We start from the raw sequence: 19,933 nt of genomic DNA on the forward strand, positions 1-19,933 counted from the left end.
GCCCATCAGCATAAGGAAGACTGCGCGGGGGGTGGGGGTAATCACCGGGGCGCCGCCGTCTGTTCGATGATGCCGGTGAGCGTCTCGTCGGTCGTGCGTCCTTCAATATCAGCGGCGGGCGAGAGGATCACCCGGTGGCGCAGCGCGGGCAGGGCCAGCGTCTTCACATCATCGGGAATAACGAAGTCGCGCCCGTCGAGCGCCGCGCGGGCGCGCGCGCCCATCGCCAGGGCGGCGGCGGCCCGCGGGCTCGCCCCCGTTTCCAGCGCCGGGGTCTCCCGGGTCGTGCGCACAATATCCACGATATAGGCGATGATCTCATCCTTGAGGCGCACTTCGGAAACGGCATTGACCGCCGCGTCCAGCTCCGCCGCGCTCAGCACCGGCTGAACGTCAAACGCTGCGGGCGTCTTCATGCCGGTGCGTGTGCCATGCTGCGCCACGATCCGGATTTCTTCCTCCCGGGTCGGGTATTCCAGATTGTGCTTGAACAGGAAGCGGTCGAGCTGCGCTTCTGGCAGGGGGTAGGTACCCTGCTGCTCGATCGGGTTCTGCGTGGCGATCACTGTGAAGCGCGGGTTCAGAGGATAGCTCTCCCCGTCAATGGTGACCTTGCGCTCCTGCATGGCTTCCAGCAGCGCGGCCTGCGTCTTGGGCGGGGTGCGGTTGATCTCGTCGGCCAGCAGGATGTCGGTAAAGATCGGGCCTTTGGTGAGGCTGAACTGGTTGGTCTGGAAATTGAAGAGGTTGGTGCCCAGAACATCGCCCGGCATCAGGTCCGGCGTAAACTGGATACGTCCGAATTGCAGCGAGATCGCGCGCGAGAAACACTGCGCCAGCAATGTCTTCGCTGTGCCCGGCGGACCTTCCAGCAATACGTGCCCGGAGGAAAACAGCGCGACCAGAAGCAGGTCCACGCTCGCATCCTGGCCAATGATGGCCTTGCGCACCTCGGTGCGGATGCGGTCCGCCAGATTACGGATTTCAGCCACGCTCATGCATTGTTCTCCTGATGATTGCCTTGCGCCACTGGTGCAGATCGCGCGCTTTCTGCGCGAGATCCTCCCGGTTGGCAGCTTGCCCGGTTAGGGCTTTTTCGAGTTCCGAGAAAGTCTTGCCGCCGCTGTCGGCGGGGCCCAGCCGGTCAAACATTTCCGTCAGCTGAGCTTCCGGAAGGGATCGGGGCAGGCCAAGCGCGCGGGCCAGGCGGCGGCGGATGAGGCTGGCATAGCCCGGCGCCATCTTCATTTCGCGCCGCGCCATGGTCACGAGTCCGGCGGTATTGTCGGCCAGCGCCTGTTTGCCGAGCGCAATGGCGCGGGCTTCCCGTGCGGGTGGACCGAAGCGCACCACCGCCGCCCAGCCGAGCAGCAGCGCGCTCGCCAGGGCTACAAGTGTTGCGCCGATATAGGGCACGCTGAACAGCATCTTCAGCAGGTTTTCCGAACGTGCAAATCCATGCAGCGTCGCGTCCATCAGGATGGGCTCATTCTCTGACGAGCGCAGATAGTTCACCAGCCGCGTTGCAAACACGGCGTTCTCCACGCGGGCAAGGCCGAACGTGCTGATCATGTCCGGATCGCTGAGAATGTAGAGGCCCCTGTCTTGGTCGTACGCCACCAGCGCCCCCTGCGGCGTGCCCACCACGGTTTCCAGCTCTTTCGACCGGATCATCTGCAGCCGCACATCCGCCTTCACCGCTCCGGGTTCAAAGTCACCTTCGATTTCAGCAGAGGGGGCGATGCGCAGGATTTCCGCATCCGGATAAATTGTCCGCAGGCGGTCGTTCAGATCGCGCGCGTCGATGAAGCGTGTATCGGCCTGCCGCGCCGGGTTCAGCGGATCAGCCCGGCCATACCATTTGGGCAACACGACCAGCGCGGGCAGCTGGAAACTCGTCTCCTCGATCACATCGAATTTGCCATAAGCGGGCAGCGTCACGATCATCAGTCCCCAGTCGCGCGTTTCAAGGCTGCGCTCCAGGCGCGACACGCTGACCGGATAGCCCTGCGCCTGCATCAGGCGCACGAAACCGTTATAGCCAAGGGCAGACGTCGAGTAGGGATGGTCGCCTGCCTGATTGCGGTCGCGCAGCTCCGGCGCCCAACCCGCCATCACCATCACTCCGCCGAAAGAAAATACGGCAATGGCAATCAGGATGGCCACCACGCGGGCAGAGAAGGGAGTCTCGCCCTGTTCGCTCATGCCCAGCCCTCGCCGAAGGCAAAGTCTTCATAGCTGCGCCGCGCGCTTTGCCAGCCCTCCGCGTCCACATCGCGTCCGCCAAAAAAGCTGTTCTCCACAATCTGGATAATTGGTCTCAGCGCCCGGCGCGCGCGATCCGGCAGGCTGCCGAGCCCGGCGATTTCCCGCGCCGTCAGCGAGGTCGGCACGCCGCCCTCCAGCCGCTCCTGCACATCCTCGATGGACCGGAACAGCAAGAGGTGAACGGCCTCTGCAAACCGGCCCTCGCGGGCCAGCGCATCCGCCTCCTCCAACAGGGAGCGGGCCCGGTCGGCGTCCGGGCGAATGTCGGTCAGCACATCGTCGGCAGCTTTCGTCTTTTCCTTCCGTGCAAAGCCAAGCCGCATCCGGATCGCTTCGCCGAACAGGAAATAGAGCAGCCCCAGAACCACGGCGGCGCCAATGAGCCAGAAGATCAGTCTGAACAGTGGCCCAAGTGCCTGGAGAAATTCGGCGATGGCCCTAATCCATCCAGGGGGCTCGCGCGGTTCAATCTGGATATCTGCTTCTTCCGGGCGGGTAAGCTGCAGGTCGCCGTCGCGCAGATAGGCGGCATGCGCTTTTTCCACCGCGCTGACATCGGTCTCGACGGCGCCGCCGGTATAGTCGTTCCCGTACGCGTACTCGTCGTAATATTCCGGATCCGCCTCGTAACCGGAATCTGCCTGCGGCGCGGCGTCGGGGGGTGGGTTCTGTGCAAGCGCCGGTGCCCCCACACACAGGAAGACACTTGCGGCCAGAGCGAGCGCGCTGGACCTGACGAGTGACACCACTCAACAACCCTCCTGCCGACACCCACCGGATGTCCTTTCGGTAACTATTTCAGAGCTTTCGGGTCGCTTCAATGTCTGTTTCCGTCCCGGCTGATCTTAGCGGCGTAAAGCGCCAGGCAGGCCAATTCTGGGCGCTGCGGAGGCGGTTTGCGGTCAATCCGCCTTATCCGCTGGGAGCTGCCCTTTGCCATCCCCGGATCAGGGGGCAGGCTGCGACGATGAGCCGGTGGCGTGGGCGCAGGCGCGCGCCGTCAGCGCCATGATGGTGAGGGTCGGGTTCTGGATGCCCTGGGAAGGCAGTGCGGCGCCATCGGTGACATACAGCCCCGGCATCGCCCAGCATTCATTGTGCGGGGTCAGCACAGATGTCTGCGCGTCCCTGCCCAGCCGCGCGCCGCCGCATTCATGCACCGATGTGCCCGGCGGTGCCGCCCGGTCCGGCCGTACCAGAACCTTTGCGCCAATGGTGTCGAACAATTCGGTGAGCGCGGTGGACATCGACGCGGCCAGCGCGTGTTCCCGCTCGCCCCACTGCATCTCGATGCGCAGCAGGGGCGCGCCCCATTTATCGGTTTTTACCTTCGACAGGGACACGCGGTTCTCTGCCAGCGGCGCGCTTTCGCCAAAGGCCGCTGCGGTCGTCCAGGAGCCCGTCACGTTCACGGTTGCATATAGCTGGATGCCATATCCCCGGTCGCGCGGATCGCCACCAGCACGCAGATCAAACCGGGGCAGGTATACACAGCGCCCAGGCTCCACTTCGGCGCTCATCGGCAGGGAGGGGCTCACGCCTTCCGCCTTCACCATCACATGGTCGGTCAGATACCCGCCCAGCGCTGGCAGCTGATCAGACAGCGCGCCCTCTGGTGTGTGGGAGTTTAGCAGGATGCGCGTGGATTCCAGCGAAGAGGCGCAGAGGAACACAAGCGGTGCCTCGGCCGTCTCCCGCGCGCCCGTCAGCGGGTTCAGCCATTCCACGCCGCTTGCCCGGCCATCCGGCCCGGCCAGCACGCGCTGCGCCAGCGCATTTGTCCTCAGCGTCAGATGGCCTGTATCTTGCGCGATCTGGGTGAAATTCACAGGCGGCGCATACCGGCTCAGCATGACAGGCGCCTCCGGCCAGGCAGACCGGATTGTCTCGAACAGCACGGTTTCCGAGGCGCTCAGTGTAAGCGCGTGCGCAATCACGCTGTCGGGAATGTAGGCGATGCCCTCCTGCGCGCCGGTCAGCCGCAGGCGGCGCTCCACCTGCTGATACCAGGGCTCCAGCTCATCTATGCCAAACGGCCAGGGGCTCGGACCGTCCGTCTTGGGGCCAACATCCGTCTCGCCGAAGCGATAATACTGCCGGCCATGTCCGGGCACGACCATCCGTCCGCCAATGCCGTGAGACCTGATCCAGTTGAACGGCTTGTCCGGCGGCGTTTCGTAGGGGTGGTCCTTGTCGTCGACAAAGCCGTCAGGCTTCTGCACCCAGGCAAAGCATTCTGTCTGCACCGGCTGCCGCATGCGGCCCACGCCCCGCAACACCTTCATCGCCGCATTGATCAGGCGTGGCGGCAAAACCCTAGCCAAACGCGGGTCGGAAACACTACCGATGGTGGCGGCCACGCTTTTGCTCAGAGGCTTCTTCCAGAACGGGTATTTGCTGCCCGCGTCCAGCAACAGCACCGACAACCCACGCTCGCAAAGCAGCGCAGCCGCAAGCCCTCCGGCGGCGCCTGCGCCCACCACGATTGCGTCATGCTTAGCCGTCATGAGTGTCCCGCTCTGATTGCCGCGCTCTAGCAAAGATTACAGCTTTGCACGATTCATGCATGTTAGTTGCAAGAGAGGAAGCACGTGTCATGCCTTCCCCTGAAAAAATGATTGATTGATATGAACATTAACCACCCACCGCCCTCCGAGATGCCTTCGAATGCGCCTGTCGGCGCTGTTGAGCGGCTTTTGTCCCGTCGCTCGGGCCCGCTGGGCTTCGGAACCGGCCTCCTGCACCATGTGAATGATCCCGCCTCTGCCGTTCGCCTCCTCCGCCAGGCGCATGAGCAGGGCATCACCTATTTCGATACAGCGCGCCTTTATGGCGACGGCCGCTGCGAAGGTCTGTTGGGCGAGGCCTTCTCCCACATGCGGGGGGAGGTCATCCTGGCCACCAAGATCGGCATACTCCCGCCTGCGCGGGACTTCGCCGTCCGCCTAAAAGCCAAACTGGCGGCCACCCTCCGGCGTCTGCCGCCACTGCGAAGTATCGTGCCAGCGCCGCCTGTGCAATTTCCCGAATTCGGCGTGTTTGATCCGGCCCGGATGCAGGCAAGCCTTGAAACTAGCCTGCGCGAACTGCGCACTGATCACGTTGATCTGCTGCTGCTGCATGAATGCGCGCTGGAAGATGTGTGCCGCCCTGAGGTGCTGGAATTTGCCGAGCAGGCCATCCGGCAGGGAAAGGCGCGCGCCTGGGGTGTTGCCCCTGCGCCGGACGCGATGCTCGCGATTGCCGCCAGCGGCGCCCCCTATGGCGATGTTGCCCAGTTTGACGCTGCGCTGCAGCCTGCCTTTATCCTCCCGCCGAAACTCACAATCACCCATTCCTGCCTGGGCGCCCGTTTCCAGGAAACGCTGGCCCGGCTCAGCCAGGATGAGCCATTCAGAGAGCGCTGGTCCACCGCGCTCGGCAAGGAAGCGACTACCGCCGCGATCGCTCAGGCTTTCCTCGCCCATGCCGTCCGCCAGAATCCCGGCGGCCTCGTCCTGTTCTCCACCACGCGCCCTGAACGACTGCGCTCCAATCTGGACGCTGCCACGCTGATCACGGCGCCGGACCAGGCTGCGGCCATTGCTGCGCTGATCGCAGGAGAATGAATGGACAAGCGCTCGCCAGCGCATATCTAGGGCGCTGAAACTGCCAAAGGGTGCCCACCATGGATAAGGCTGAAGTCTACCGCCAGCTCAAGGAAGAAATCGACAGCGTCGTGGCCGGGGAAACCTCCGACACCGCGCGCTATGCCTCGGCAGCCTGCCTGCTCGCCCAGGCGTTCAAGCCGCGTTTTTTCTGGACCGGTTTCTATCTGGTAGATCCGCTGAAATCCCAGGAACTCGTCGTTGGCCCGTATCAGGGCACGCTCGGCTGCCTGCGCATTCCCTTCGGCAAGGGCGTCTGCGGTCATGTCGCGTCCACGAAAGAGCCGATCATCGTGCCGGATGTGCACGAATTCCCCGGCCACATCGCCTGCGACTCTGCCTCGAACTCCGAAATCGTCGTCCCTGTTTTCCGCGCCGATGGCAGCCTCGCTGCCGTGCTGGATGTCGACTCGACCGAGTATGACGCCTTCGACGAAATCGATCAGGCTGGTCTAGTTGCCATCTGCGGGAGCCTGCTCACCGTCTGAGGCTGAGGCTGGGGAAGGCGTCTCCACCGGCGGGTTCAGCGGCCGCAGCACAGGCGCTGGCAACACCTCCGCAGGCTGAGGGGTTGGCCGTGCCTCTGCGGGCGGCGGCGCCGCCATCGCGGGCCGGGTTACCGGCGCTTCCCGGATAACCGGCGGTCTCTCGAATGCGGCAGGCTCGGGCTCATCCAGCACCTCGATATTGGCGGGCGGCACAGCCGCATCCACCGGCTCGGGCACTGTCGGCGTCAGCGGTGGTCCCGCCATCTGCTCGATCCGGTTCAGCAAATTCTCTTCCAGAATGTCCAGCCGCCGCGCGCGCAGCCCCTCGATCACGCGGATTGAATGGTTGAGGTCCAGCCACACATCCCGGTCCACAGAATAGGCCGGCCATTCGGGGACACCGGGGCCATTCGGGTCGCCGGTGCGCGCAAAGTTTGTCCAATAGGTCATCATCGCTTCGGTCAGCATCCGGTCCCCCTCGGTCACTTTCAGGCCGGGCAGGTGGCTGTCGAACACGAAGGATATTTCCGCCGCATGGAACGCGCCGATCGTCTGGCGGGGCGAGGGGGGAACGCGGGTGAAGTGATAGAGATAGGTGGGCTGCCCCGTCTGCGCGTTGCGCCGGCCCACATAGCGCATATGCACGCCAAACAGGTCGTCGCCCAGCATGTCGGTCGCGCCCTTGTCCCAGCTCTCCAGCGTGTTCATGCCATAAAGCGCCTGCAGCGCCTTGGCCGGGTTCAGTCCGAACACGGACGCCAGCGCTTCTTCCCGCTCCTCCAGAGTGCCCGTGATCCGGGGGCGCAGCACAGTCGGCGACTCGATCTCGCTGTAGAACAGCGTGCCCTCATCCGCGTTGAAGCCGGCCATCATCGGCACCTGCGGCGTCTGCCCGTCCCGGAAGGCTGCGCCGATAGGGCGGGGCAGCACCTTGCCATCCACGACGGGAAGGAAATACGGCGTCAGATCCTGGCGCACGTCGCTGCGGGCAATGATCGCGGCAGCCGGAATATTGCGCAGATCGCCCGCGCGCGCCGTATGCGGAACAAGTGTGGAGAGAAATTCGATGCCCGCCTCTTCGGCGCTTTTCACGCCGGGAATGGCCGAGCGTTTCAGGTGCAGCGCGTTGTACGTGCTCGCCCCGCTCTGGAGGATCGCCTTGTGGAACAGCCCTTCTGAAAGCGGGCTGGCCATCAGTTCAGTGATGGACTGGGCGCCGGCGCTTTCGCCGAACACGGTCACATTGTTCGGGTCGCCCCCGAACACGGCGATATTCTCCCGCACCCAGCTCAGCGCCGATACCTGATCCAGCAGGCCGTAATTGCCCGAGGTGCCCGCTTCCTCGGTGAGAGCAGGGTGGGCGAGATAACCCAGCGCGCCGAGCCGGTAATTGATGGTGACCAGCACCACGCCTTTCTCCACCAGCCCGTTGGCCTGATAGATCCCCTGCGATCCCGACCCGAACTGGTGCGAGCCGCCATGGATCCACACCATCACCGGCTGCAGCTCCCGCCCGCCCAGATTGGCCGTGCGGATGTTCAGCGACAGGCAGTCTTCCGATTCCGGCGGCGGTTTCTGCAGCGCCATCACCCCGCGCGCCATCATCCGCTCAAAACCGGAGAGGCCCACGCCCTCCAGGATACGGTCGACAAACCCGGCCGAGCGGCCCCGGCTCTGCAGGCATTCAGGACCATACTCGCGCGTGTCTCGGGAAATCGCGCCCCATTGCGGCGCCGCCGCCGGCGGCGTCCAGCGCTTGGCGGTGGCGTAAGGAATGCCGTTGAAGACGATCACGTCCGGATTGGCCCGGTCCACCCCGCCGATCACGACGCCCTGATGAATGCGCACAGGCTCCGACATTTCCATCGGCTTGGGCGGCTTGCGCAGGGCATACCAGCCATAGGCCGCTCCCGCGATCAGGATAAAAAGCAGAACTATACTGAAACGGCGCATCGCCGGTCCCCCGCAATCGTCGAATCCCTCGGCATCATAGCCGCATGAGGGGTGTGTGGCTAACCCTAAGCGCTGCGCAGGCCCAGCGTGCTCAGCGTCCGGATCGTGGCGCCTGTAAGGTCTGCAACAGGTTCAATCCCGCACGCCATGCGGATAAACCCGCCCGGCACATTGTCGCCCCAGCGCGCCCGGCATTCAGCGGCCGAATGCACCCCGCCAAAACTTGTTGCCGGTGTAATAAGGGGATGGCGCTCAATAAACTGCTCGGCCAGCTCCCGGCTCGGCAGGCAGAAGCTGACAATCGGTCCGTACCCGCTCATCTGCTTGCGCGCCACGCCATGCGCCGGGTCTGTCGCCAGCCCCGGATAGCGCAAGCCCGTTACGCCTTCCATGCCGGAAAGCGCATTTGCCACCGCCAGCGCATTGGCATTCGCCCGGGCCACGCGCAGCTCCAGTGTCGCAAGGCCCCGGTGCAAAAGGTAAGCATCAAACGGGCTGCAGATCGCCCCGCCGAGGCGCCGCCAGGTTTTCACCGGCGCCATCAGCGCCGGGTCTCGGCTCGCCACATGCCCTGCCAGAATGTCCGAATGCCCGGCCATCGCCTTGGTGTCGGCCATGATCGTGAAGTCCGCGCCAAGGTCCAGCGGCCGCTGGCAAAGCGGCGTCGCGGTCGTATTGTCCACCGCCAGCAGCGCGCCGGCAGCCTTCGCATTGCGCGCCAGCTTGGCCAGGTCACACACTTCCAGCCCCGGATTGGACGGCGTCTCCGCCAGCACCAGCTTCACGCCGGTCAGGTCCGCCTCGGCCATCTCCGCCGTCAAGCAGGTGGCAATGTCGATCCCCAGCGGCGCAAAATACGCCTCCAGCAGCGCGCGGGCATTATAATAGCCGTCCGCATGCACCAGCACCCGGTCCCCCGGCTTCAGATGCGCGTAGAATAGCGCCGCAATCGCCGCCATGCCGGAGGGAAAGAGCACCGCTTCGGCCCCTTCCAGCAGGCCGATCTCGGCCTCCACTTCCTCAACCGTCGGGTTGCCATAGCGCCCATACACATGGCTCGCCTGCGGGTCGCCCGGCAGGTGGAAGGTCGTCGAGGCCACGATCGGCAGGGCGACGGGATCGCCCTTCTGCAGGCTTTCGCCCCGCCGGTGCAGCAGGCGCGAAATGGGGGAGAGGTCTTCAGCCAAGTATGTCAGCTCCAGGTCCGATGAGCCGCGCCAGCCCGGCGCGAGTGGTATCGTCCAGCCGGTGCCATTCCTCGCGCAGGCTCGCAAGACACTTCACCTGATATTTGAACACGCCCTGCTCGTACCGGCCGCCCTCGATGGTCAGCGAAAACGTTTCCGCCCCCGCCTCGATCGCCTTTGCGTTCGCCAGCAGGAAGGGCAGGTAAGTGTCCCCCGCCTGCGCCAGCAGGGCGGTCACCGCCGGGCTTGCCAGAGCCGCCGTCGCCCCGGCCCAATCCCCGCCAATCCCGCTGGCATCATCGGCATGGTCCAGCCAGCGATAAAGGTAAGGCACCGCCTCCCGCATCCACGCCATCGGCGTCGGGTCATAGCTCATCACCTTGAGCTGCCCATAGAAGGCCAGATCCGCCAGCGAAATCCGGTCCCCGAACAGGAACCGCCAGGGCCCCAGCGCCATCTCCTGCAGCGCCATGCAGCTGCGCTTCCAGCTTGCTTCGATCACCGGCGCCGTCTGCGGCGTGCAGCCCACCAGCGCCATGCGCGAAATCTGCCGCGCACGGATCACCGCCGCATTCTTCTCCACCGTCTCGAGGCCCGCATTCGGCATCGAGTCATACATCAGCCAGTTGGCGCACCATTCCTGATCGGCCGCGTAGAACCAGCGATAATGGAACATCGCCTTCATGAACCATTCGTCGGCCATGTCCTCCAGCAGCAGGCACACGAAACGCAGCGCCGCATCCTCGGGCACCAGCGCGCGGCCCTCGCCCTCGATGGAAAGCAGGAACGGCGTGGAATCATTCGTCCAGCTGCCATCCGGCTTGCGGATCACCGGGATCACCTGCGCCTTCACATTCGGCATGATCACCCCGCGCTCTTCGCCGGTCATCCCGCTCCAGCTGTGGGGCAATCCCTTGGCCCGCAGCGCCGCCCGCACTTTCAGCGAATAGGGAGACCCCAGCGCGCCATAGACTTCATACCTGCTCATTGCTTTTCCCCATTCACCCATGTCGGCCGCGTCACGATCAGCTCCTGGCAGAGCAGCCCCGCCTCCCTATGCCGCGACATGTCCTTGTAGTCCCTATGGTTCAGCGTCGCGATGAAGGCCTGCCGGCTGGGAAAATGGTTCACCAGCACCGCGTCCCAATCCCCATTCCCAATGAAAAACCGCTCCGTATCCCCCAGCAGCAGCGTCGTCCCGCCCACTTCGGCAGCGGCCACCGTGAAGGCTTCCGAATAGCGCATGTAGGCGTCCCGTCCGCTGATCGTTTCGCCATATTCGGGGTCCTCGGGGCGATATTCTGCCTTCACCTTGAACTTCAGAATGTTCACCTGCGCCACCGGCCCGTCATACGGGTCATCCCGGAAGGCGCGGAACTGGTCGGCCGTCGGCTGAAAGGCGGGCATCGGCGTTACTCCTTGGGGCGAAGCTCGGGATGTTTCAAAAAATAGCGTTCGGCATAGAACAGCGCCGCCGCATGCAGGGCGTGCTGCACTTCCAGATGCCCATAATCGAGAAACTCCGGATACGGCATTTCCAGAACTTCAATATCCTCATTCGGGTCCAGTTCCTGGCGCGTGTCCCGCGTGCAGCCCAGCGCGAGGTAATAGTGCAGCTTGTTGTTCTGTGTCGCCGGGTTTGGGTGGCACGTGCCCACCCAGATCATCTGGCGGGGCACATAGCCTGTCTCCTCGCGCAGCTCTCGCGCGCCGACCTTCTCCCAGTCCGTTTCGCCCGGATCGGATACCCCGCCCGGCAGGCCTACCATCACCACCTGCGCCGCGTGGCGATACTCCCGCACCAGCACAACATTGCCCGCGTCCGTCACCGGGATAACGGTCACCCATTCGGATAGTTCGGTCACATGATAGTCTTCAATGATATGCCCGTCCGCCCGCTCGCAACGGTCGGTCCGCAGGCCCATGAACCGGTCCTTCAACACCTGCTTCGAAGACAGGATTTTCCAGGGCTTGATGGTCATGGTTGCGGCCTGCCCAGATGCCGCTCGAGGAAATCCAGCCGCGTGCGCATCAGGTGAAGCTGCAGGGCCTCGCCCTGAATCCCGTGCCGCTGGCCCGGATAGGTCATCAGCTCGAAAGGCTGCCCCCGCGCCTGCAGCTCGGCCATCAGCCGGGTTGTGTTGTCAAACGTCACATTGTCGTCCGCCATCCCGTGGATCAGCATCAGCGGCCCGGTCAGCCCGTCAATATGCGCAAACACGCTGGAAGCGTGATAGCCTTCGGCATTGTTCTCCGGCGTACCCATATAACGCTCCGTATAGAACGTATCATAGAGCGCCCAGTCAGTGACCGAAGCCCCGGCAACAGCCGCCGCAAACGTGCCCTCCGGCGCCTGCGCATACGTCATCAGCGTCATGTATCCGCCATAGCTCCAGCCCTGAATGGCAATCCGGCCCGCGTCCACAAACGGCTGTTCTTTCAGCCACGCGACGCCCGCCAGCTGGTCGCGCACTTCCGGTCCGCCCGTCAGGCGGTGGATAACATCCTCAAACCGCTTGCCCCGGTTCCAGGTGCCCCGATTGTCCAGCCGGAACACGATATAGCCCGCATGGGTCAGGAACTGATCGCCCAGCGGCCGCCAGTCATTGGCGACCCGCTGCACATGCGGCCCGCCATACACCTCCACGATCACGGGATACTTCTTCGCCGGGTCAAATCCCGGTGGCTTCTGGATCGAATAATAAAGCGTCTGCCCGTCTTCCGCCGTCAGCGTGCCAAACTCCGGAACGGTGTGGGCCTCCAGATAGGGTGCATACGGATGGCCGGCATTCAGCGCATTCTCTTCGATCCAGGCAATCCGCGTTCCCTCCGCCGTGTAGAGCCCCACCTGCGGCGGCTGGCTGGGCGAGGAAAATGTGCCGATATAGCTCTTCGCGTCCGCCCCCATCGTGATGGTCCAGCTACCCCCCTCCGGCGTAATCCGCCGTATCTCGGCGCCCTCTGCATCGCTCGAGACAAGCGATACGGCATAAAGATGCTGCTCCAGCGGCGTCTCCCTGAAGCCGGTAAAATAGAGGGTCCGCGTCGCCCGGTCATAGCCCTTGATCCCGCTGACCACCCACTCACCAGACGTGATCTGCCGCAGCGTCCCGGAAGAGGTATCGCGCCAGTAAATATGCCGGAACCCGTCCAGCTCATGCGTCAGCAGAAGGCCGCCCTCGGGCAGGGCCAGGAAATCATCGGAAAGGTTCACCCACCGCTCCTGTTCCTCCGTAAACGGAGACCAGATGCGCCAGGGCAGGCCATCGGTTCGGTTGTACCGGATTTCCGTCTGATCCCGGTTCACCGTCTGGAACCAGAGGCTGCCATGGGCCCAGTTGACGCGGGCGAGATAATCATCCGGCCCCACAGAAGCGATCTTCCGCGTGGAGCCGTCATTGCGGTCAAACACCAGCAGCGCCACCTTCGCATTCGGCCGCCCGGCGCGCGGATAGCGCTGCTCGATCACGGTCACCTTGTCGGCGGCAATGTCAAAGCGCGGAATGATGTCCACCCCGCTCTCGTCCACTTCCGTAAACGCGATATAGCGTTCGTCCGGGCTCCACCAGTAACCGGTATACCGGCTCATCTCTTCCTGGGCGACAAACTCCGCCACGCCATAGCTGATGGCCTTGCCTGGCTGCGCTGCCGGCGAAATCCGCGTCTCCTGTCCGCTCGCCAGATCTATGGCATAGAGCGCCCCATCACGGATGAAGCTCACCTGCGCGCCCTTGGGAGAAACCTTCGCGTCATATTCAAACGCGTCTGTCTGCGTCAGGCGGCGTGTTTGCGGTCCGCTGGCCGTCAGCGTCACAAGATGAATATCCCCGCCCGCCGGCACGATGATCGTGTCCGCCGTGCCCCAGGCATAATCGGCAATCCCGCGCACACTGGCGATCCGCTTGCGCTCGCGAAGTGCCTTTTCCTCTTCGGAAAGTTCGGCGTCTGCCGGATCAATAGCGGTGGAATCCACCAGCAATGTCTGCGCCCCGGTCGCCACATCAAACTGCCAGAGGTCATACCGCGCGCTTTCCTCGGCCCGTGGTTTGAGGAAGGTCACACGCCTGCCATCGGGCGAAAAGCGCACGGCGCGCGGCGTGCTGCCGGAAAGGGAAGGGGAGGCATAAAGGCGTTCCGGCGTCAGCCGGCGGGCGTCAGTCATCTGCGGGGTATCCTGCTGCGGGGGGCGGGCATGGGCAGCCTGTCCGGCGGCGCAGCCGGCAAGCGCGAGGGCGGCCATTGCCGCCATGAAATAGGAACGGATCGTCATGCGGCGGGAGACTAGCGGCGATTCCGCCGGTGTCATCCTCTCTGCTGGCAGTCTCAGGCCCCGCCGGTGAACAGCAGGGTAACCGCCAACAACGAAGAGACCCCGCTCACCACAAGGTCAGCTCCGAGCATCACCACAGCCCCCAGCACGCTGCGGGCCGCCCGCCCCGCGCCCCTGTGCGCGGGGCTCAGCCCCCGGTAAAGCGTGAGGATATAGAGCCCGAGCATCAGGCAGAAGCCGATCACCATCGTCTGATCCAGGGCATCGGCGCTCAGCGCCCCATACACCACCGTCATCACCACCCCCGCCAGCAGCACCGGCAACAGCCCCGCAAAGTAAAGGCGTATCCGCACCGGCAGGGGTGTCCCCTTGCCCCAGATGTTCAGCATCAGGGCAAATACGGCATGCACCCCGAAATAGGAGAAAGGATAGGTCACCAGCAGCGCGGCAAGATAATCCCGCGCCGCCTCTTCATAGGTGCGGCCGGGAAACTCCGTGCCCATCGCCTCCATCGTCGCCTGGGTATAGGCAAACAGGCCGGACGTATCATTCACCCACAGGAATTTGAGGAACACCACCGCCGCAATCAGCGTGAACACCAGCCGGATCGACGGGGTATACCGGCCCAGCCAGTCCACGTCCCGCGCCGCTTCAAACAGCCTGGCCGGTGAGAACAGGGCCGCTACCATCGTCTTCAGGGCGCGCACATTCAGCCCGAACAGATCATCCAGCAGCGCGTCCCAGCCCGACGCGCGCGTCATGTCATCCTCGCCATAGCTGGCGGGCTTCTTGTCAGCGGGGGAGGGGGGCTTGTCACTCATGATCGGGCCAGCTCAGGGGAAAATCCCCTCTACTGAAGGCTGATGCCGCGCCGCCAGCGCCAGCACAAGGGGAAAACCTGGCTCAGCCACAGCGCATCTGCCAGCGAACGCTGCGTATCGCTTGATCTTCTGCGCGCGGCAGGCCACATCGCGCCCAGACAACCATTTCCAGCTTCGCAAAGGAACCATAGCCCATGGCCGGTCCCCAGATCGTTTACCACATGCAAGGCCTCACCAAGGCCTATCCCGGCGGCAAGAAGGTGTTTGAAAACATCCACTTGAACTTCCTGCCGGATGCCAAGATCGGTGTGGTCGGCGTCAACGGCTCGGGTAAATCGACCCTGCTGCGCATCATGGCCGGTGTGGACAAGGACTATACCGGCGAAGCCTGGGCCGCAGACGGCATCAAGGTCGGCTACCTCCCGCAGGAGCCCAAGCTCGACCCCAAACTCACCGCTTTTGAAAACGTCGCTGCCTCCTGCCCGGAAAAGCAGATGCTCGACAAGTTCAACGAAATCTCCGCCAAGCTCGGCGAAGACTATTCCGACGAGCTCATGGAAGAGATGACCAAGCTGCAGGAGCAGATCGACGCGGCCGATGCCTGGGACATCGACTCCAAGATCGAAATGGCCATGAACGCCCTGCGCTGCCCGGACAATGACGCAGACGTCACCAAGCTATCAGGCGGTGAAGTCCGCCGCGTTGCCATCTGCCAGCTGCTCCTGTCGAAGCCCGACATGATCCTGATGGACGAACCGACCAACCACCTTGACGCCGAAACCGTCGCCTGGCTGCAGAACTACCTGATCAACTTCCCCGGCTGCGTCATCCTCGTCACCCACGACCGTTACTTCCTCGACGATATCACCAGCTGGATCCTCGAGCTCGACCGCGGCCGCGGCGTGCCCTTTCAGGGCAACTACTCCTCCTGGGTGGAGCAGAAAGCCAAGCGAATGGAGCAGGAAGCGCGCGACGATGTCGGCCGCAAGCGCACCCTCGCCAAGGAACTCGAATGGGTCCGCTCCGGCCAGAAGGCCCGCCAGGCCAAGTCCAAGGCCCGTATCACGGCCTATGAGAAGATGGCCTCGGAGGCCGAGCGCGAGAAGGTGATGACCGCGCAGATCCGCATTCCCCCCGGTCCCCGCCTTGGCGGCGTCGTGCTGGAGGCCGAAGGGCTCAGCAAGGCGTTCGGCGACAATGTGCTGATCGAGAACCTCAACTTCAAACTCCCGCCGGGCGGTATCGTCGGCGTCATCGGTCCGAACGGCGCGGGTAAATCCACGCTGTTCAAGATGATCCTCGGTCAGGAAAAGCCGGACTCCGGCGCCATGCGCGTCGGCGAAACGGTCAAGATCGGCTATGTCGACCAGAGCCGCGACAAGCTCGATCCCAACAAGAACGTATGGGAGGAAATCTCCGGCGGCACCGATGTCATCGATCTCGGCGGCGTCTCGGTCATGTCCCGCGCCTATGTCGGCGCCTTCAACTTCAAGGGCACCGACCAGCAGAAGAAAGTCGGCATCCTCTCGGGCGGTGAGCGCAACCGCGTCCACCTCGCCAAGATGCTGCGCGGCAGCCACAACCTGCTCCTGCTCGATGAACCGACCAACGACCTCGACGTGGAAACCCTGCAGGCGTTGGAAGAAGGCCTCGACAACTTCCCCGGCTGCGCCGTTATCATCTCGCACGATCGCTGGTTCCTGGACCGTATGGCCACCCACATCCTCGCCTTCGAGGGCGACAGCCATGTCGAATGGTTCGAGGGCGACTTCTCCTCCTACCTCGAAGACAAGAAACGCCGCCTCGGCGAAGACGCCGTCAACCCCAAGCGCCTGAAGTTCAAGAAGTTCTCGCGGTAATTCCTTTAAAACGGTCATCCCGGGCAAAGCGCGAAGCGCGATTGACCCGGGACCGCTGAAGGCTACTCTCCCATCCCACACACGGGATCGGGAGAGGGCCCCATGAACCACACCATCACCGCCGCGCTCGGCGCGCTCATGCTCGCTGCCTGCGCCACGCCCGCGCCAGAGAGCGCCGTCCCGCCTGCGCCCCTGGCTGACGCCCCCATCGCCCCCGGCTACGAAGCCACCGGCCTCCTCGCCAAAACCCTTCCCGAACTCTCCGCTGCCCTCGCCAGCGGCGAGACCACCTCCGTCGCCCTCACGCAGGCCTACCTCACCCGCATCGACGCCATCGACCGCGCCGGCCCGCGCCTCCAGTCCATCCTCGCCGTCAACCCCGACGCCCTCGCTCAGGCCGCCGCGTCCGACGCCCGCCGCGCTTCCGGCGACGCGCTCGGCCCGCTCGACGGCGTCCCCATCCTCCTCAAGGACAATATCGAGTCCCTCGATCCGATGGCCACCACCGCCGGCTCCCTCGCCCTGAAGGACAACATCACCGGCCGCGACAGCCCCCTCGTCGCAGGGCTTCGCGCGGAAGGCGCCGTCATCCTCGGCAAGACCAATCTCAGCCAGTGGGCAAACTTCCGCTCCAACGATTCGATCAGCGGCTGGTCCTCCGTGGGCGGACAGGTCCGCAACCCCCACATGCTCGACCGCTCCCCCTGCGGCTCCAGCTCGGGCACAGGCGCCGCCATCGCCGCCTCTCTCGCCGCTGGCGGGGTGGGCACCGAAACCAACGGCTCAATCATCTGCCCGTCCAATGTCAACGGCCTCGTCGGCTTCAAGCCAACCGTCGGCATCCTCCCGCAGGAAGGCATCGTCCCCATCTCGCCCAGCCAGGACACCGCTGGCCCAATGACCAAGACCGTCACCGGCGCGGCCCTGATGATGAACGCCATGGATGCAGGCGAGACCGACTACACCGCCGCCCTCTCGGCCGATGCCCTCCAGGGCAAACGCCTCGGCGTCCTGCGCGCTTCGGTCGGTTCAAATCCGGACATCATCGCCCGCTTCGAGGCAAGCCTTGAGGCCATGCGCGCGTCCGGCGCGGAGATTGTCGAGATCGAAGAAAGCAATGTTCCCGGCGAGTTCTGGGCCGCGTCGCTCCTGCTCCTGCAATATGAGTTCAAGGACAGCCTCAATGCCTATCTCGCCGGCGCTCCGCCCATTGTGGTCACGCGCACGCTCAGCGATGTCATCGCCTTCAACCTCGCCAATGCCGATGCTGAACTCGCCCTCTTCAATCAGGACCTGTTCACCGCCTCCGATGAACTCGGTCCGCTTACGGATCAGGCCTATCTTGATGCTCGCGCGCTCGTCCAGTCCGCCTCCCGCGAAAATGGCATCGACCGGCTCCTCGCCGAACATGGCGTCGACGCGCTCGTGTCGCCATCCGGCCCACTGTCCCCGCGCGTCGATCCTGTGAATGGCGATGTCTGGCCCGCCTGGGCCGGGGCAGGTTATCTGGCCGCCATCGCGGGCTATCCCCACCTCACCGTCCCCATGGGCGATGTCCACGGCGTCCCCCTCGGCGTCTCCTTCATGGGCGCCAGGGATACCGACGCGGCAATCCTCGCCTATGGCTACGCTTACGAACAGGCCACGCGCCTCCGGCCCGATCCGAAATACCTGGAAACCGCCGAAGACCGCCCCGAAATCGCCGCTGCGATGCAGCGGTGAAAAGCCGATAGCAACCCCACCCCAGCCCTCCCCATAGTCATGGGGAGGGGGCAGGTCGCGCAGCTGGAGAACTAACCTCTCCCCACAAAGCAACAGGTCCCCTCCCCACAGATGTGGGGAGGGATAGGGTGGGGCCGCTCTCCGTAGAAACGCAGCCCCTAAACTGGCCGCCCCCGCGCCTTCATCTGCGCCACATACTCGCGCAGCATCGAAACCCTCCGTGGCCGGAAGCTCTCGCCCGTCCGTTCGGCCGCCGCAATCCGGTCGATCCGGAAACTCCGCCAGTCCTGCCGCAGGGTACACCAGGCCAGCAACACGAGCACCTTCTCCGCATAAAGGATCGTCAGGGGAAGGACGACCCGTTCGGTCTCCGCGCCCGCCTCATCGCGATAGGAAAGCCGCAGCGTTTCCTCCTCCCAGCAGGCCGTGCGGATCAGCGCCAGGTCGCGTGAGATCACCTCCCTCCGGTCATACCGGAACACGTAATGCACCGCATGGGCGGCCTCCCGCTGCTGGCGCTCGGGCAGGGTGGCGATCACCTTGGCAAGGGCGAGCTGCGCGGCCTCCGCAATCTCGCTGTCGCCGGAATTCTGCGCCTCGGCGAGTCCGATCAGCAGCGCCTCTATCTCGATGCGTGTAAAGCTCTGCGGAGGCAGTGCCGGGTCTTCCTCCAGCACATAGCCATAGCCTGCCGCCCCGTCGATCCGTGCCCCCGCCGCGCGTAGGGCGGCAATATCCCGGTAAATCGCCCGCTCCGAAACCTCCGTTTCCTGCGCCAGCCGCGCCGCCGTCACAGGCTGGGGCAGGGTGCGCATCAGGTGCAGCAGGCGGAAGAGGCGGTCGGTGCGGGCCATGGGGTGAGCCTTACAAAATCCTTCCTGACGAAAACTGTCAGGAGACCTGCACCATAGTGTCCTCATGCCAACCCCGGCAAGCACCCCGAAGGAGACCCCCGTGCTCACCCTCTACCACGCCCCCCATTCCCGCTCGACCCGCATCCTCGACCTCATCCACGCCATGGGCATCGCCGACCGGGTGAACGTCCGCATCGTGTCGGTCCCCCGCCAGGACGGCACCGGCGGGCGCGACCCGCTCAATCCCCATCCCGAAGGCAAGGTGCCGCTGCTCGATCATGACGGCGTCCTGATCTGGGAAAGCGCCGCCATCATGCTTTACCTGGCAGACCTCTTCCCGGCGGCTGAATACACCGTCCCGGAAGGCGATCCCGAGCGTGGCCGCTTCCTCGCCTGGATGTTCTGGTATGCCGGCGTGATGGAGCCGGTCATCGTCCAGGGCGTCGCCGGCCTCGACCACCCCGTCCTCCACACCACCTATCGCGGCATGGCCGAAGTGGCAGACCGCCTGCGCCGCGCCCTGGAAGACGGCCCCTGGCTAATGGGTGACCGCTTCACGGCGGCAGACCTGCTGATTTCCTCACCCTTCATGTGGTTCAAGGACTCCACCCCGGACGATCCCCTGATCCGCGACTGGGTAGACCGCATCGCCAGCCTCCCCTGGCAGGCCACCGTCATCGAACTCGAAAACTGGCACATGGCCGCCGCCTGACCGGAACTGTCCGGATTTGTCCACGTTTTGACACGTGATGTCCCTGGAGCGCCGTTGGAGTTTTTTGGAGGTTTCCGGAAAAAACTCCAACGGCGCGCAAAGCCGCTAGCGCCCCCACCCCAACGCTCCCCATTTTCATGGGGAGGGGACCT

17 protein-coding genes are annotated in these 19,933 nt (G+C 64.3%); 5 read left to right on the forward strand and 12 right to left on the reverse strand.

Annotation, left to right across the window (positions count from 1 at the left end):
• Nucleotides 1-41 precede the first annotated feature (41 nt).
• The 4 genes from C0456_RS13535 to C0456_RS13550 all read right to left on the reverse strand — a co-directional run bounded on the left by C0456_RS13535 (nt 42) and on the right by C0456_RS13550 (nt 4,775).
• Entirely contained in the window at nt 42-998 is a 957-nt protein-coding gene (locus C0456_RS13535; protein ID WP_291053047.1) for a MoxR family ATPase, read from the reverse strand.
• Nucleotides 985-2,205, reverse strand: a complete 1,221-nt coding sequence (locus C0456_RS13540) for a DUF4350 domain-containing protein (protein ID WP_291053050.1) — start codon at nt 2,203-2,205, stop codon at nt 985-987. Before C0456_RS13540 ends, C0456_RS13535 begins: the two co-directional genes overlap by 14 nt.
• Complete coding sequence (locus C0456_RS13545) at nt 2,202-3,017, reverse strand: hypothetical protein (RefSeq protein WP_291053053.1); 816 nt, start codon at nt 3,015-3,017, stop codon at nt 2,202-2,204. The genes C0456_RS13540 and C0456_RS13545 overlap by 4 nt, the downstream gene beginning before the upstream one ends.
• Nucleotides 3,018-3,215: 198 nt before the next feature.
• Nucleotides 3,216-4,775, reverse strand: a complete 1,560-nt coding sequence (locus C0456_RS13550; RefSeq protein ID WP_291053055.1) for a GMC oxidoreductase — start codon at nt 4,773-4,775, stop codon at nt 3,216-3,218.
• 189 nt (nt 4,776-4,964) lie between these two features.
• Between C0456_RS13550 and C0456_RS13555 the strand changes: the two genes are divergently transcribed.
• Both C0456_RS13555 and C0456_RS13560 read left to right on the forward strand, forming a co-directional pair.
• On the forward strand, nt 4,965-5,876 hold the full coding sequence (locus C0456_RS13555; RefSeq protein ID WP_291053058.1) for an aldo/keto reductase: 912 nt from the start codon (nt 4,965-4,967) through the stop codon (nt 5,874-5,876).
• A gap of 59 nt (nt 5,877-5,935) precedes the next feature.
• Nucleotides 5,936-6,403 (forward strand): GAF domain-containing protein, encoded by a 468-nt coding sequence (locus tag C0456_RS13560; protein WP_291053061.1) that lies wholly within the window; start codon nt 5,936-5,938, stop codon nt 6,401-6,403.
• On the opposite strand, the gene C0456_RS13565 is transcribed toward C0456_RS13560, so the two are convergent.
• The 7 genes from C0456_RS13565 to C0456_RS13595 form a co-directional block, all read right to left on the reverse strand.
• On the reverse strand, nt 6,368-8,356 hold the full coding sequence (locus C0456_RS13565; protein ID WP_291053064.1) for a carboxylesterase family protein: 1,989 nt from the start codon (nt 8,354-8,356) through the stop codon (nt 6,368-6,370). The genes C0456_RS13560 and C0456_RS13565 overlap by 36 nt on opposite strands.
• A 65-nt stretch (nt 8,357-8,421) precedes the next feature.
• A complete protein-coding gene (locus tag C0456_RS13570; RefSeq protein ID WP_291053066.1) occupies nt 8,422-9,543 on the reverse strand; it encodes a cystathionine gamma-lyase in 1,122 nt (373 codons plus the stop codon).
• Nucleotides 9,536-10,531 (reverse strand): glutathione S-transferase N-terminal domain-containing protein, encoded by a 996-nt coding sequence (locus C0456_RS13575; protein ID WP_291053069.1) that lies wholly within the window; start codon nt 10,529-10,531, stop codon nt 9,536-9,538. Before C0456_RS13575 ends, C0456_RS13570 begins: the two co-directional genes overlap by 8 nt.
• Nucleotides 10,528-10,950 carry a DUF1330 domain-containing protein gene (locus C0456_RS13580; protein ID WP_291053072.1) on the reverse strand — a complete coding sequence of 141 codons (423 nt, stop codon included), beginning with the start codon at nt 10,948-10,950 and terminating at the stop codon, nt 10,528-10,530. Before C0456_RS13580 ends, C0456_RS13575 begins: the two co-directional genes overlap by 4 nt.
• A gap of 5 nt (nt 10,951-10,955) precedes the next feature.
• The gene (locus C0456_RS13585; protein ID WP_291053074.1) at nt 10,956-11,525 is read right to left on the reverse strand and encodes an NUDIX hydrolase; all 570 of its coding nucleotides are present in this window, start codon (nt 11,523-11,525) and stop codon (nt 10,956-10,958) included.
• The gene (locus C0456_RS13590; protein WP_291053077.1) at nt 11,522-13,813 is read right to left on the reverse strand and encodes a S9 family peptidase; all 2,292 of its coding nucleotides are present in this window, start codon (nt 13,811-13,813) and stop codon (nt 11,522-11,524) included. The genes C0456_RS13585 and C0456_RS13590 overlap by 4 nt, the downstream gene beginning before the upstream one ends.
• Before the next feature lie 53 nt (nt 13,814-13,866).
• The gene (locus tag C0456_RS13595; protein WP_291053080.1) at nt 13,867-14,634 is read right to left on the reverse strand and encodes a hypothetical protein; all 768 of its coding nucleotides are present in this window, start codon (nt 14,632-14,634) and stop codon (nt 13,867-13,869) included.
• Between the two features lie 194 nt (nt 14,635-14,828).
• Here C0456_RS13595 and ettA point away from each other — a divergent pair, with 194 nt between their 5' ends.
• On the forward strand, nt 14,829-16,493 hold the full coding sequence (gene ettA / locus C0456_RS13600) for an energy-dependent translational throttle protein EttA (protein ID WP_291053082.1): 1,665 nt from the start codon (nt 14,829-14,831) through the stop codon (nt 16,491-16,493).
• 102 nt (nt 16,494-16,595) lie between these two features.
• A complete protein-coding gene (locus C0456_RS13605; protein WP_291053085.1) occupies nt 16,596-18,215 on the forward strand; it encodes an amidase in 1,620 nt (539 codons plus the stop codon).
• Nucleotides 18,216-18,373: 158 nt separating this feature from the next.
• Here C0456_RS13605 and C0456_RS13610 read toward each other — a convergent pair whose 3' ends face one another.
• Complete coding sequence (locus C0456_RS13610) at nt 18,374-19,069, reverse strand: YafY family protein (protein WP_291053087.1); 696 nt, start codon at nt 19,067-19,069, stop codon at nt 18,374-18,376.
• Nucleotides 19,070-19,169: 100 nt separating this feature from the next.
• On the opposite strand from C0456_RS13610, the gene C0456_RS13615 reads away from it, so the two are divergent.
• Entirely contained in the window at nt 19,170-19,781 is a 612-nt protein-coding gene (locus C0456_RS13615; protein ID WP_291053089.1) for a glutathione S-transferase family protein, read from the forward strand.
• The last annotated feature ends 152 nt before the right edge of the window (nt 19,782-19,933 follow it).

Source organism: Hyphomonas sp., from assembly GCF_013823385.1.
GTDB lineage: Bacteria > Pseudomonadota > Alphaproteobacteria > Caulobacterales > Hyphomonadaceae > Hyphomonas.

Bases quoted from the DNA above. Each gene is read 5' to 3' on its own strand.
- C0456_RS13585 (WP_291053074.1), bottom strand. From the start codon at position 11,525: ATGACCATCAAGCCCTGGAAAATCCTGTCTTCGAAGCAGGTGTTGAAG.
- C0456_RS13595 (WP_291053080.1), bottom strand. From the start codon at position 14,634: ATGAGTGACAAGCCCCCCTCCCCCGCTGACAAGAAGCCCGCCAGCTAT.
- C0456_RS13535 (WP_291053047.1), bottom strand. From the start codon at position 998: ATGAGCGTGGCTGAAATCCGTAATCTGGCGGACCGCATCCGCACCGAG.
- C0456_RS13550 (WP_291053055.1), bottom strand. From the start codon at position 4,775: ATGACGGCTAAGCATGACGCAATCGTGGTGGGCGCAGGCGCCGCCGGA.
- C0456_RS13610 (WP_291053087.1), bottom strand. From the start codon at position 19,069: ATGGCCCGCACCGACCGCCTCTTCCGCCTGCTGCACCTGATGCGCACC.
- C0456_RS13580 (WP_291053072.1), bottom strand. From the start codon at position 10,950: ATGCCCGCCTTTCAGCCGACGGCCGACCAGTTCCGCGCCTTCCGGGAT.
- C0456_RS13565 (WP_291053064.1), bottom strand. From the start codon at position 8,356: ATGCGCCGTTTCAGTATAGTTCTGCTTTTTATCCTGATCGCGGGAGCG.
- C0456_RS13575 (WP_291053069.1), bottom strand. From the start codon at position 10,531: ATGAGCAGGTATGAAGTCTATGGCGCGCTGGGGTCTCCCTATTCGCTG.
- ettA (WP_291053082.1), top strand. From the start codon at position 14,829: ATGGCCGGTCCCCAGATCGTTTACCACATGCAAGGCCTCACCAAGGCC.
- C0456_RS13560 (WP_291053061.1), top strand. From the start codon at position 5,936: ATGGATAAGGCTGAAGTCTACCGCCAGCTCAAGGAAGAAATCGACAGC.
- C0456_RS13605 (WP_291053085.1), top strand. From the start codon at position 16,596: ATGAACCACACCATCACCGCCGCGCTCGGCGCGCTCATGCTCGCTGCC.
- C0456_RS13540 (WP_291053050.1), bottom strand. From the start codon at position 2,205: ATGAGCGAACAGGGCGAGACTCCCTTCTCTGCCCGCGTGGTGGCCATC.
- C0456_RS13590 (WP_291053077.1), bottom strand. From the start codon at position 13,813: ATGACGATCCGTTCCTATTTCATGGCGGCAATGGCCGCCCTCGCGCTT.